Source organism: Thiomicrorhabdus chilensis DSM 12352 (assembly GCF_000483485.1).
Taxonomy (GTDB): domain Bacteria; phylum Pseudomonadota; class Gammaproteobacteria; order Thiomicrospirales; family Thiomicrospiraceae; genus Thiomicrorhabdus; species Thiomicrorhabdus chilensis.
In genome coordinates, this window is sequence record NZ_KI519609.1 from 2,007,147 (window position 1) to 2,021,626 (window position 14,480).

A 14,480-nucleotide genomic window follows, 5' to 3' on the forward strand; every position below is an offset into this window, starting at 1 on the left:
CAAAATACCCGAAATTAATTACGATCTGTTTTCAAAAAAGATCTTAATGAAGACAAGTCTCCATGATCTATATCAGGGTTTTTGACCACTATCGGCCGAATAAAAATGACCAACTCACTCTTCTTGGCATAATCATCTTTATAAGAGAATAAATCACCTATAACGGGAATATCATTCGCCCAAGGTACGGCATTTTTATCATTAACATTTGAATCTTCAATCAAACCACCAATAACAGCCGTTTGCATGTCTTTTAGTTTTAAAACAGAAGCCATTTCACGTTCTTGTATAACCGGAATTCGGCTGATAATACTTTCTCTAGCAAGATCCGGGCTCGGATCATTCACATAACCGACGATTCTGGAAATAGTAGGGCGAATATTTAATGAAACATTATCATCATCACTGACAAAAGGGGTGACACTCATCATGAAGCCGACTGGTACGGTATGTACTTGAGTTTCATACGTAGTGGTACCCGCACTGGTTGTCGTTGCCGCCTCACGGTTCACTTCTATTGTGAAATACACTTCATTGTTAACCACTTTCAACAAAGCTGTCTGATTATTGACTGCCATAATTTTAGGGCTAGATAACACTTTAGTGTCACCAAACTGCTGAAGCATACGCAAACCAAGATCCCAGTCACCGCCAATGCCTGTAAAATTGAACGCGACGGCAGAATTATTTGCTAAGGTAGTAGGAATGAGACTCTGCCCTAACACACCACTTCCATCATCAGACTTAACCAAGGTTGACCAGTCAATCCCAGCCTGATACTGATCAGACAACTCTACTTCAACCACAGTTGCTTCAATCATGACTTGTTTTTCAGCACGATGCATCACATCAGAAAGGTAGTCTTTAACAGCTCGATGTTCTGCCCCCGTCGCAAACACAGTGATGACTCCTGCCTCCTCATTCACAACGATATTATTATTGATAACTTTCTTTGAACCCGAGCCACTTGCCACAGCCGTTTGCGATCCACTCTTTCCTAAGTTCAAACCAGACTGGACAACCCGGGAGAGGTTTTCCTCCAACTCATTCCAAAAATCATGCTCTGAAACAACTTTAATGTTAGCAGCGCTCCCTCCGGTTCCGCCTGCTCCACCGTTAGTACCGATACCAGATGGACCACCCACTGCCATCTTCATATCTATGGTGTCCTGACTGATTTTTTGGATATTGACATAATCTATCGAATAATTGAACCAATATGGTTTATCTGGACGTACCACAATACTATTGGGTGTAACTTCATATAGAAACCCTAACTGTATGGCAATTCGATTAAGTATGGTTGGTAAATCTTGATTGATCGCATTGATAGTCACACTACCATCAACGCCTGAATGTAAGTCCAACTGCTTGCCTGAATCTTGCGCTATTTTGAAAAGCAACTCGGAAACAGGGATATTTATAGCTGAAACAGAATATTTTTTGACCGTGTTTTGAAAATTAGGCTTAGGGGGCAATACCGCACGCTTGCTCACAATCGGTGGGATTTCCATATCACCAGACTTGGGTTCACTAAGTGTTGGTTTTTTCTCCAAATGACCATTAATTTCGAACTTGTCATCTAACGGGGGCGAAACAGGTTCTCGACTCCCATCACTAGTGGCGCATGAAACCAATAAAAAAGATGCAACTGCAGTAATGACAACAGAAGAGAAAGGTTTGATATAAGTATGTAGATTCATGAGGTATCCCAATTAACTTAGTGCCTGCTTAGTGCGCTCTAAACTATGTAAAAGTTGTTTTAACGGTGTAATAAACGGTTGTGATTTCTTCAATGCACTTGGTAAATCAATCAATTTTTCTTTTAAATAAGAATAGCTTTCCGACTTCAAATAAAGGAATTTCACTCGGTATTTTTTCGCACTTATATTCAAGTCTACCATAACGTACAATTCGTCATCAGGTATTTTGTAACGTTCATATGATTCAATTGCTTTTACAAAATCTGAAACTGAAGCCACTGACAACTGAATGACATAATTAGATGAAGGGTGAGCCAAAAGCCATTCGGCGGTTTTATAATGACGTCTCATAAGGTCAGAAACCTGTTCCTCTTTAAGACCCGTGCTTTTGAGAATCTGATATAACTTGTCCGTAGACTTATTCACTTCTGGAATAACAATGGACTCTTCATTTTCGTGCTCACCACTTAATGAAGCACTCTCAATCTCAATAGCTTGATCAACTAAATTTACATTAGGTTTTTGAAGAGTTTGTGCAGAGTGTTTCGGGGCTATCGAAGTTACATCATGGTATCGAACACTATCTGTTGAACTGAAATGAGATACTAACGCATCCTGGAATCTAAAAATGACAACATAAGAAACGATCAATACCACCAATATTGCCAAGGAAATGAGCTTGAAATTGATTTGTACCTTAGAAATATTTTCAGATGATATATTTTTAAAATGTCGTTTTTTCAATTCAACGTCACCCATTCCGAATGCTGACATCAACAACTGGTCAGCAATGGTATTGATTGATCGCGGTAGACCTGAAGAGAGTTTATGTATTAACCTCGAAAATCTTGGATTGAAATAATCAAGTCCCTTGTAACTTGCCTGTCGCATACGATAATTAAGGTAGGATTGAACCTCCTCTGGCGTCAGTGGCGGAACATGTATATGGTAAGAAATTCGATCTTTTAACTGGCGTAAATTATGTTGCTGCAGCGCATGATCAAGTTCAGGCTGTCCAAATAGAACGATCTGAACCAATTTATCGTGTTCTGTTTCAATATTACTTAATAAACGAATTTCCTCTAACGTATCAACAGACATGGCCTGGGCTTCATCAACCAGTATGACAACCTGGAGACCTTGTGAATGGAGGTTTAACAGTTCGTCACGCAATAACTTGAGTAATGAAAATTTTGCTAAACCCGGATCTGGCGAAATCGATAATTCATCAGCGATATGAAACAAGAGATCTCGCGCATTTAGATTGGGAGAATTAATATAAACAATCTTAAAGCTATCTCCTAAAGAACCGGCTAACAACCTGAGAATCGTAGTCTTGCCGCAGCCCACTTCACCTGTAACTTTAACAATCGCGTCACCACGCTTAACCACATAGATTAAGGCATTTAAAATTTCTAAACGTGACGCCTGTTCATAAAAAAAATGAAAGTCCGGAGAGTTTTTGAATGGCAACTGAGTCAAACCGAAATGACTACGATACATAGTACCCCCCTCTAAATAGCTATAATAATAGCAATAATACCCTATTTTTCAAAAGGATTGGTAATAAAGGATCATATTGAAACAGACATAAAAAACCCCGCCGATGCGAAGCAAGGGCGGGTTTAGGGATATAAGCTTGGCGATGACCTACTCTCGCATGGGACCTCCCACACTACCATCGGCGCTAAGACGTTTCACTTCTGAGTTCGGAATGGGATCAGGTGGTTCCATCTTGCTATTGTCACCAAGCAATTTGGTGCTGAAGGCTGATCTTCATCAACCTTCAAAGTTCTTTGAAACAGATCTCTTCAATCTTGCTCTATAATTCGGTTTTCGTGTATTTACTTTGAACACTCATTCAATACATCAGGACACTCTTCTATAAGAAGTCACTTTTGAGTTGTATAGTTAAGCCTCACGGGTAATTAGTACAAGTTAGCTTCATACATTGCTGCACTTCCACACCTTGCCTATCAACGTCATAGTCTCTAACGGCCCTTCAGAAGACTTAAAGTCTAGGGAAAACTTATCTTGAGGCAGGTTTCCCGCTTAGATGCTTTCAGCGGTTATCCTTCCCGAACGTAGCTACCGGGCAATGCTGTTGGCACAACAACCCGAACACCAGCGGTTCGTCCACTCCGGTCCTCTCGTACTAGGAGCAGCCCCTCTCAATTTTCCAACGCCCACGGCAGATAGGGACCGAACTGTCTCACGACGTTCTAAACCCAGCTCGCGTACCACTTTAAATGGCGAACAGCCATACCCTTGGGACCGACTTCAGCCCCAGGATGTGATGAGCCGACATCGAGGTGCCAAACACCGCCGTCGATATGAACTCTTGGGCGGTATCAGCCTGTTATCCCCGGAGTACCTTTTATCCGTTGAGCGATGGCCCTTCCACACAGAACCACCGGATCACTAGAACCTGCTTTCGCACCTGCTCGACGTGTCAGTCTCGCAGTCAATCACCCTTATACTCTTGCGCTCATTGCACGATGTCCGACCGTGCTGAGGGTAACTTCGCGCTCCTCCGTTACTCTTTAGGAGGAGACCGCCCCAGTCAAACTACCCACCATACACTGTCCCTGATCAGGATTCACTGACCGAGGTTAGAACCTCAACAATACCAGGGTGGTATTTCAAGGACGGCTCCACCATGACTAGCGTCACGGCTTCAAAGCCTCCCACCTATCCTACACAGATAGTGTCAAAGTCCAGTGCAAAGCTGTAGTAAAGGTTCACGGGGTCTTTCCGTCTAGCCGCGGGTACGCAGCATCTTAACTGCGATTTCAATTTCGCTGAGTCTCGGGTGGAGACAGTGTGGCCATCGTTACGCCATTCGTGCAGGTCGGAACTTACCCGACAAGGAATTTCGCTACCTTAGGACCGTTATAGTTACGGCCGCCGTTTACCGGGGCTTCGATCAAGAGCTTCGCATAAGCTAACCCCATCAATTAACCTTCCGGCACCGGGCAGGCGTCACACCGTATACGTCATCTTTCGATTTTGCACAGTGCTATGTTTTTAGTAAACAGTCGCAGCCACCTGGTCTCTGCAACCCCCACTAGCTTAGAGAGCAAGTCTCATCACCGGCAGGGGCACACCTTCTCCCGAAGTTACGGTGTCATTTTGCCTAGTTCCTTCACCCGAGTTCTCTCAAGCGCCTTGGAATTCTCATCCTGACCACCTGTGTTGGTTTGGGGTACGATTCTTTATTACCTGAAGCTTAGAAGCTTTTCTTGGAAGCATGGCATCAATCACTTCGTCCAAAAGAGGACTCGTCATCAGATCTCAGCATTAAACACCCGGATTTACCTAAGTGTTCTGCCTACATCCTTAAACTTGGACAACCATCGCCAAGCTGATTTAGCCTACTCCGTCCCTCCATCGCAGTAATAAAAAGTGCAGGAATATTAACCTGCTTCCCATCGATTACGCCTCTCGGCCTCACCTTAGGGGTCGACTAACCCTACGTCGATTAACGTTGCGTAGGAAACCTTGGTCTTTCGGCGAGGGAGCTTTTCACTCCCTTTATCGCTACTCATGTCAGCATTCGCACTCGTGATACCTCCAGGAAGCTTTACAACTTCCCTTCGCAGGCTTACACGACGCTCCTCTACCATGCCTTACGGCATCCGCATCTTCGGTATATTACTTAGCCCCGTTAAATCTTCGGCGCAGGCCGACTCGATCAGTGAGCTATTACGCTTTCTTTAAAGGGTGGCTGCTTCTAAGCCAACCTCCTGACTGTCTGAGCCTTCCCACATCCTTTCCCACTGAGTAATATTTAGGGACCTTAGATGGCGGTCTGGGTTGTTTCCCTCTTGACAACGGACGTTAGCACCCGCAGTCTGTCTCCCATGATTGCACTTGTTGGTATTCGGAGTTTGCAATGGGCTGCTAATCCTTGACGGACCGCTAGACCATAACAGTGCTCTACCCCCAACAGTGATACATGAGGCACTACCTAAATAGTTTTCGAGGAGAACCAGCTATCTCCGGGCTTGATTAGCCTTTCACTCCGATCCACAGCTCATCCCCGCATTTTTCAACATACGTGGGTTCGGTCCTCCAGTACCTGTTACGGCACCTTCAACCTGGCCATGGATAGATCGCCCGGTTTCGGGTCTACACCATGCAACTAATCGCCCATTTAAGACTCGGTTTCCCTACGGCTCCCCTATTCGGTTAACCTCGCTACATAATGTAAGTCGCTGACCCATTATACAAAAGGTACGCAGTCACAGAACAAGTCTGCTCCCACTGCTTGTACGTACACGGTTTCAGGTTCTATTTCACTCCCCTTCAGGGGTTCTTTTCGCCTTTCCCTCACGGTACTGGTTCACTATCGGTCGGTAGAGAGTATTTAGCCTTGGAGGGTGGTCCCCCCATGTTCAGTCAGAATTTCACGTGTTCCGACCTACTCGATTTCACACTTAAAAGAGTTTCGCATACGGGACTATCACCCTGTATCGTCAGACTTTCCAGACTGTTCTGCTACTCTTATAAATGCTTAAGGGCTGGTCCCCGTTCGCTCGCCGCTACTAGGGGAATCTCGGTTGATTTCTTTTCCTCCGGGTACTTAGATGTTTCAGTTCTCCGGGTTAGCCTCCCACAAGGGGATATCCATAAAGGATGGGTTTTCCCATTCGGAAATCCACGGATCAAAGCTTGTTTACTAGCTCCCCGTGGCTTATCGCAAGTTACTACGTCCTTCGTCGCCTTCTACCGCCTAGGCATCCACCGTGTACGCTTAGTCACTTAACTATACAACTCAAAAATAACCTTATGCCTTTTGTTAACTCCACAGGTTCTGGTAGCTATACCATTTAATGAACTTGCTTCTGCTTATAAGGTCTGATGAGTGTACGCAACTAAAAGTTTCGCTGTCATGATGTATCGCTTGAGTATTCTCAATAAATACATTTTTACCTATTACTTACAGCAATCATTCTTACGAATGATCACTTTAAGATTTTTCTCCTTAACCCCCGGGAAGGGGTTAAGTTGTGAATCACATGTCGGCGTGATTCACTTTGAGAGATCTATTCCAAATTTTTAAAGAACTTCAGTTTTATCGTGTAACTGAGAAGCGGAATTCTAACATTCACTCACTTCCCAGACAATAAGAACCGCTAATATATTCTCAATCAATCTCTAATTTCTTATCAATCAACTAAAACCACATTAGCGGTTGTTATTGGTGGAGCTATGCGGGATCGAACCGCAGACCTCCTGCGTGCAAGGCAGGCGCTCTCCCAGCTGAGCTATAGCCCCGTTTTGGTGGGTCTGGGTGGATTTGAACCACCGACCTCACCCTTATCAGGGGTGCGCTCTAACCAACTGAGCTACAGACCCAGGTCGTTCACTATTTTCATGTAATTCAGAGACAATTTATGTGAAAGCTCGCTTAAGCTCGTAACCTTTTATCTTAAAGGAGGTGATCCAGCCGCAGGTTCCCCTACGGCTACCTTGTTACGACTTCACCCCAGTCATGAACCACAAAGTGGTGACCGTCCTCCCGAAGGTTAGACTAGCCACTTCTTTTGCAGCCCACTCCCATGGTGTGACGGGCGGTGTGTACAAGGCCCGGGAACGTATTCACCGCGGCATTCTGATCCACGATTACTAGCGATTCCGACTTCATGGAGTCGAGTTGCAGACTCCAATCCGGACTACGAAGGGTTTTTTGAGATTCGCGCACTGTTGCCAGTTGGCTGCTCTTTGTACCCCCCATTGTAGCACGTGTGTAGCCCATCCCATAAGGGCCATGATGACTTGACGTCGCCCCCGCCTTCCTCCGGTTTATCACCGGCAGTCTCTTTAGAGTTCTCAACTAAATGGTAGCAACTAAAGATAAGGGTTGCGCTCGTTGCGGGACTTAACCCAACATCTCACGACACGAGCTGACGACAGCCATGCAGCACCTGTCACTGCGTTCCCGAAGGCACCAATCTATCTCTAGAAAGTTCGCAGGATGTCAAGGGATGGTAAGGTTCTTCGCGTTGCATCGAATTAAACCACATGCTCCACCGCTTGTGCGGGCCCCCGTCAATTCCTTTGAGTTTTAATCTTGCGACCGTACTCCCCAGGCGGTCAACTTATCGCGTTAGCTTTGTTACTAACCTTTTTAATAAGGCCAACAACTAGTTGACATCGTTTACGGCGTGGACTACCGGGGTATCTAATCCCGTTCGCTACCCACGCTTTCGCACCTCAGCGTCAGTTTTAGTCCAGGAAGGCGCCTTCGCCACTGATGTTCCTCCAGATATCTACGCATTTCACTGCTACACCTGGAATTCCCCTTCCCTCTACTAAACTCTAGACTAGCAGTATCAGATGCAGTTCCTAGGTTGAGCCCAGGGCTTTCACAACTGACTTACTAATCCGCCTACGCGCGCTTTACGCCCAGTAATTCCGAATAACGCTTGCACCCTCTGTATTACCGCGGCTGCTGGCACAGAGTTAGCCGGTGCTTCTTCTAAAGGTAACGTCAAATAAAGCAGGTATTAACTACTCTATCTTCCTCCCAATTGAAAGTGCTTTACAACCCTCGGGCCTTCTTCACACACGCGGTATGGCTGCATCAAGCTTTCGCTCATTGTGCAATATTCCCCACTGCTGCCTCCCGTAGGAGTCTGGGCCGTGTCTCAGTCCCAGTGTGGCTGATCATCCTCTCAAACCAGCTAAGGATCGTTGCCTTGGTAAGCCATTACCTTACCAACTAGCTAATCCTACGCGGGCTCATCCTATAGCGAAACCTTTCAAGAAGAGGGCTCCTTTACTCCGTAGAGCATATTCGGTATTAGCATACGTTTCCATATGTTGTCCCCAACTATAGGGTAGATTCCCACGCGTTACTCACCCGTCCGCCACTCGACGCCTAGAATAGCAAGCTAATCTATCGTTTCCGTCCGACTTGCATGTGTTAAGCCTACCGCCAGCGTTCATTCTGAGCCAGGATCAAACTCTTCAGTTTAATCTTGCTTGATATATTTATAACGACCATCTCTGGTCTAAACACTCGGAATTGACAAGATTCTGCATGGAAGAATTTCTTCTACCTATATACATAATTTTGTCGTTTCGAGATTTTTTATTAGGTTACTCACTTAAGGAGCTTCCACATAAATTATCTCTGAATTACCTGATTTTTAAAGAACTTAGGTCTCTTCGAGACGGTCAGCAACTTCGTTGTTTTCCGTCTCGGCAAGCTGCGTATTATATGTCCGCTCGGCCTTTAATGTCAATAATTATTTTCAAATTATTTTCTTCAAAATCCTCACGGCTATGCCGCTTTCCTTCTCGGCTCAGCGGTGAATCACCACCTCGTCTTGAAGAGGTGCGTATTATGCCCAGAGTTCGATTTAGTGTCAACACTCTTTTTGAAATTAATTTAACTTTTTATTAATTCAATAACTCATCAACTCCAGACTCAACCTCTTGAGGTTTAGTTTGGCCATTACGTTCTTTAATGACAGGCTTTGCCCAAGGCCCTGTCACATCGTAACGATAAGTGACCAAGTCTTCATTGATATCCGGTATCACTTTCATTAGTGCGTAAATGGCAAGCGCACCCAATGGGGTCGCGACCCCAGTAATGGCACTCAAGGCTGGCAATGAACTTCCCAGTGCTGGCGTTACTTCAGCTTTAAGTTTGAATTCCCTTTGAATCAAATCCACATTTCCAAACAAATCCACTGATGCAGAGGGGGCTCTCATTTTAAATCCATCTAATTGCAACAAACCGTCTTTAAACAGCGCTTTACCTTTAATATTATCGTAAGCCATGCCTTTAGTCGTGACATCCTTTAGGTTCAATGACAAACGTCGCGCAATGGAGGTCACATTAAGCAAGCCCAATAACCTAGCAAATCCAGGTTCGACATCATCCACCACACCATCCCTGATTTCAAAACCGGTCTGACCGGTCAGACCGAGTAAATCGAAACACTCGAGCCCACCCGACCAGGCCAGATTGGCTTTAAGGTCGGCTTTTTTACCGCTAAAGCCCTGTTTCAAACCTATCAACCTTGTCAGACTTTTAACATTTGAGGACGTTACCTTCAGGACAGCACTACTTTGTTTAGGCACTTTATGAAAGAAGTACTGGCCATCCAATACTCCAGCCCCATTGGCGAACACAACCTTAAGGTCTTTAAAATGCAGGGCATTACGCCCATCCTCCAACTCAAAACGCATGCTGCTCATCAGCTTGTCATTAATTGATAGGTTTTGCCCACTGAAGTTAATCCTTGGCCATGTTCCAATGGAAGGTGTCTTTGCTTTGCAAGCCTGTATTTTCTGCTCTGCCTCCTGCTCATCCACATCCGTTTTTGTGAAGGTGTCGTCAGGCAGATTAAGATGGAGCTTGCTCACACTTATGTCTAGCTGATGATCGCCTTGCAACTGAGCCACCGCATTCAAATAATCGGCACTGGAATTAAAGGATATTTGATTATTCTGCGTGCCCTGCCAAGTCAAGTTCATAGCCGGATAGGTTTCATTAAACAACTGAACTGAATTGAAAGTCAGGCTAGATTTCGCCCAAACTATCGGTTCAAGCCATTCAGTTCCTTCTTCCTTGCCCGGGGCTTGCCATTGAATCCAACCATCCAAATCCAGCAACGGCAACTGCCCATTTACGGAAACCTTGGCTTGATTAGACAGTAATGCTTGTGTTTCCCCCATCCCCAAGTTAATAGCTCCAGCAACACGCTTTTTATTCTCATCTGCCTCGTTGATCTGGAAAATAAACACCCCCAGACTTTCAACACTGCCTGTTATCCGGGTTTGCTCTGACTGACTCACCACATTTAATTTAGTGAGACCACTTAGAGCCTCCTGATTAAGCGGCGCGGGCATTTTCCATTGCGCCTTTCGCGAGTCCAGTTCAATTTCAGCCGTCAAGTTGGTCTGATCTTGTTTTTTTAGAGGCAAGGTAAAAACCGACTTCCATCCGACTTGACCATCCAGTAGAGTCGGATAGTCAGGTTCCGCCACCCCGTTACCGGTTATCTCAACCTTTTGCGCTTTTAAATCAGTACGGATATTGAAGTCCGCGTCACCTTTTTCCACCACCGCTTTGAGATTCTGCCCATTGACCGATTGCTCTGTAAATTGAATGACCCCAGCAATCTTATCCACCACAAACTGGTCATAAAGCCGCAACTTAGACTCACTCAACGTCACCTTTCCGGAAACCGTCTCGTCTCTGCCAGCAAAACCATGCACCGGAATCCAGATATCCTGCAAATCAAGCTGAAGTTTTCCCGAAAGCGCAATTTTATCCTGATCACTTAACAGCTCATTCACGCCAAGCTTAGCTGGCAATGGCGTTTCCAGAAAATAGGCCATAGCTTTCTCAGCTGGCGCACTGACCATTCCGTTAATGTGAACGGCGATATTTTTTGTATGCAAATCATCAATCAGTACTCGAACATCCTTGGCCGCAAGCCCGGGAGTCAAGGTGACTTTGTCGGAGGCAATCTCGAGGCGATATGGTGTGAAGGTGATTTTTGCATCAAGCCCCGAAAGCTCTGGCCATTTCGGCTGAAATTTCAAGCGCGCATTCTTGACAGAAACCTCCCCTCCAAATGTAGTCTCACCCTCAGTAAACGGATAATCGTTTAGATTTCCATTAAAGTAAAACTGGCCTTCCAGTTCCTCCCCGGCTAATAAGGCATTTTTCAACCAGGCCTGCAGTTTTTCGGACATCAAACCGTAAGGCAGATAATCTTTTACTTTCTGCATTGAATCTGGCGTGATTGAAAGCTGGGATTCAAGCCCACCAAAAAAGTCTCCGTGAGCGGATATTTGCACAGGCATTTCATCCCATGTCATTTTTAAAGGACTGACTTGCCATTCAGATTCAGAGAAATTCAACTTGCCTTTAAGCCTGTTTTTTATCTGGAAACGCATCGGAACCGGGTGAAGACGAGGCTCCATCACCCAAAAAGGCTTATCGACAATCACTTGAAAATCATTGCCACGTTTATCGATAAATATCTGCTCCATTGCCAACCCGGGCAGGTTCGTCACCGGCACGGACAATTTTGAGATTTCCATCGAAAGGTTTTCAACGACTAAGGTATCGACATCCAGCTCACCTTCAATATCCTGCAAAGAAAGCTCAACAGACGCATCAAAAAGATCGGCCACATTTTCGTTTTTCAAAATCGCGTGCACCATGCGCTTAAAGGGCTCGATATCAAAACGTTTGGTTGTAAAAGACAGATTCCGGTTCCCCGCAAAGGAAAGCTCAATCGGAGCAACCGTCTCAATATATTGATTATCAATCTGAAGCTGGCTGGCTGAAAAGTGCCACTTCACATCGCGCTCACCATACACTTTAGACGGGCTCTGCCAAGCCAGATCAACGCCCAATGTCTTGGGAAGCGCTTCGACACTATCAGGCCACTGCAAGGCTTGCGCATATAATTCAATGGTCGCATCCGACAGTCTGCCACCCGCCATCTCACCGCTAACATCAACCGTCAATTCCCCTTCGGGAATCACGTCATGCCATTTATCCGGCAGCAATCTCGCCAACCCTTCAAGCTCAAGCGGCTCAAACGATGTCAGAGAGAACCGTCCTCGATCAGCCCTCCCCCAAACGTTAGGTAAAAACGACCCTTTAAACTGAAATACCTCTTCCTGGAGAGAGGAGCCATATGACAGAGTAAAATCCGCTGCCATGCTCCAATTGGCACCTTTGTAGGCTTGAAAGGTTTCCACATTAATCTTAAAGGGATTCCCCTCAGTGCGAATGGAGGCTGAAAGCTCAGATATATTAACCCGCTTCCACAGCCTGTTGAGTTGTACCTTAGCAAACAGCGCCTCCACCGATTCCAGAGAAACCGGCTGAGATGATTTCTTCAGAGCACTCTCACCCTGTTTTGGCTGGAACTCCCAAAGAATCAGGTTTTCCACCTCCAAAAAATCCCCCCAACTCATCTGCGGAATCAACGGCGAAAATACATTCAAATCTATTGAGATTCTGCCGGCCTCAAACTCAAAAGTGCGATGTTCAACCAAAAGCTCTTTGGCATGCACCGTTACACCCATCCAGTTCTGATCGATATCCAGATCCTGAAAAACAATTTCTGTATCAGTAAAGGTCTCGACCACCGATCCAAACTGATTCGGAGCCCATTGCGCCCAGGAAATAAGTAAGCGCACAACCAGCAAATAAGCAACAAACAACGCAAACAGTACAAATAAAAGTTGGTGCGTTCTTCGAATCATGCCTGGCCTCTCAACTTGAACTTAATCATGCCATCCTCGTTACATCATCACCACATCAAACTGCTCAGCCGCGTAGGTGCTTTCCGCTTGAAAACGAATGCTTTTGTCCAAAAAAGCCTCTAGCTCGGCCACACTGCTGGACTCCTCGTCCATTATACGAGCCACCACACTTTCCGCCGCAATGACCCGATACTGCTTCGCATCAAACGAACGCGCCATACGGGTAATTTCCCGAAATATCTCATAAGCGACCGTTTCGGCGGTCTTAACCGTACCGCGACCATTGCACATAGGACAAGATTCACACAAGGTTCTTTCCAAACTTTCGCGGGTTCGCTTACGGGTCATCTCCACCAGCCCCAAACTGGAAATATTGCTGATTGAAGTTTTGACGCGATCCTTTGACAACTCTTTTTCCAACGCCGCCAGCACGTGGGACTTATGCTCTTCATATTCCATATCGATGAAATCAAGAATGATAATCCCCCCCAAATTACGCAAGCGCAACTGACGGGCAATCGCCTGGGTTGCCTCAAGATTGGTGCGATAAATGGTTTCTTCCAAGTTTTTATGGCCTACAAACGCACCGGTATTCACATCGATGGTGGTCATTGCTTCTGTTTGATCAATAATGAGGTAACCGCCGGACTTCAGGCTCACCCGTTTTTCAAGCGCTCCTTGAATTTCTTGCTCGATATTATAAAGATCAAATATCGGCCGCTCTCCAGTGTAAAGCCCTACTTTATCCCCCAGCTCCATTACATAGGTCTTCACAAACTGCTGCATTTTCTGCAAAGTTTCGGATGAATCCACACGGATTTTTTCGATACGGTCAATCGGAATATCGCGCATGATTCTTAAGTACAAAGGCAAATCTTCATAAATCACGCTCGGCTTGCGCGCTGCACGCCCTTTCTCCTGAACATCGTTCCATAAACGTTGTAGAAAAATAATGTCCGCCCTCAACTCATGAAAATCCACGCCTTCGGCAACCGTTCGTACGATAAAGCCCCCTTCCGACTCCTTAAACTCTGGAACTTGCTTCATTAACTCACGCAATCGATCACGCTCTTCGGCCATTTCAATTTTTTGCGAAACGCCCAGAGCTCGCTCATTCGGCATATATACCGCCATTCGCGAAGGAATGGTGACCTGCATGGTAATGCGCGCACCTTTGGTTCCTAAAGGATCCTTCACCACTTGAACCATAATCTTCTGCCCGGGACGCAGAAGCTTGGCGATGTCCTCACAGTCCTCCTCTTCGTCATGCCCGACGCTTTTCTGGCAAACATCGGAAACGTGCAAAAACGCCGCCCGTTCCAAACCAACATTCACAAACGCGGCCTGCATGCCCGGCAAGACCCGATCGACTTTTCCGATATAGATATTGCCTACCAGACCGCGTTTGTTGGTGCGCTCAACCCAGATTTCCTGAAGCACGCCGTTTTCGACCCACGCCACACGGGTTTCGTTCGGGGTGACATTGACTAAGACTTTTTCTTCGTTATGCATTGACCATGCCTTTTT

Annotated in this window: 4 protein-coding genes, 2 tRNA genes and 3 rRNA genes; all 9 read right to left on the reverse strand. The window is 45.8% G+C overall.

The features are described from left to right. Positions 1 to 14: 14 nt before the first annotated feature. Positions 15 to 1,703, reverse strand: a complete 1,689-nt coding sequence (mshL, locus tag B076_RS12665) for a pilus (MSHA type) biogenesis protein MshL (protein WP_051347293.1) — start codon at positions 1,701 to 1,703, stop codon at positions 15 to 17. 12 nt (positions 1,704 to 1,715) lie between these two features. Continuing rightward, positions 1,716 to 3,206, reverse strand: coding sequence for an ExeA family protein (locus B076_RS13090; RefSeq protein ID WP_051347294.1), 1,491 nt, complete (start codon positions 3,204 to 3,206; stop codon positions 1,716 to 1,718). 134 nt (positions 3,207 to 3,340) lie between these two features. Continuing rightward, a 5S ribosomal RNA gene (gene rrf, locus B076_RS0109570) occupies positions 3,341 to 3,455 on the reverse strand. 155 nt (positions 3,456 to 3,610) lie between these two features. Further along, positions 3,611 to 6,473 (reverse strand): 23S ribosomal RNA (locus B076_RS0109575). Between the two features lie 434 nt (positions 6,474 to 6,907). After that, positions 6,908 to 6,983, reverse strand: a tRNA-Ala gene (locus tag B076_RS0109580). Positions 6,984 to 6,987: 4 nt separating this feature from the next. Continuing rightward, positions 6,988 to 7,064: transfer RNA gene (locus B076_RS0109585), tRNA-Ile, on the reverse strand. Between the two features lie 75 nt (positions 7,065 to 7,139). Next, positions 7,140 to 8,685 (reverse strand): 16S ribosomal RNA (locus tag B076_RS0109590). Together the 16S, 23S and 5S rRNA genes with 2 tRNA genes alongside form the textbook arrangement of a ribosomal RNA operon. Positions 8,686 to 9,113: 428 nt before the next feature. Next, positions 9,114 to 12,953, reverse strand: coding sequence for a YhdP family phospholipid transporter (locus tag B076_RS0109595; protein WP_028487115.1), 3,840 nt, complete (start codon positions 12,951 to 12,953; stop codon positions 9,114 to 9,116). Positions 12,954 to 12,992: 39 nt separating this feature from the next. Next, positions 12,993 to 14,465 (reverse strand): ribonuclease G, encoded by a 1,473-nt coding sequence (gene rng, locus B076_RS0109600; RefSeq protein ID WP_028487116.1) that lies wholly within the window; start codon positions 14,463 to 14,465, stop codon positions 12,993 to 12,995. Positions 14,466 to 14,480: the final 15 nt, after the last annotated feature.

Excerpts from the sequence above, each read along its gene's own strand:
- B076_RS0109595 (WP_028487115.1), bottom strand. The coding sequence starts at position 12,953 with ATGATTCGAAGAACGCACCAACTTTTATTTGTACTGTTTGCGTTGTTT.
- mshL (WP_051347293.1), bottom strand. The coding sequence starts at position 1,703 with ATGAATCTACATACTTATATCAAACCTTTCTCTTCTGTTGTCATTACT.
- rng (WP_028487116.1), bottom strand. The coding sequence starts at position 14,465 with ATGCATAACGAAGAAAAAGTCTTAGTCAATGTCACCCCGAACGAAACC.
- B076_RS13090 (WP_051347294.1), bottom strand. The coding sequence starts at position 3,206 with ATGTATCGTAGTCATTTCGGTTTGACTCAGTTGCCATTCAAAAACTCT.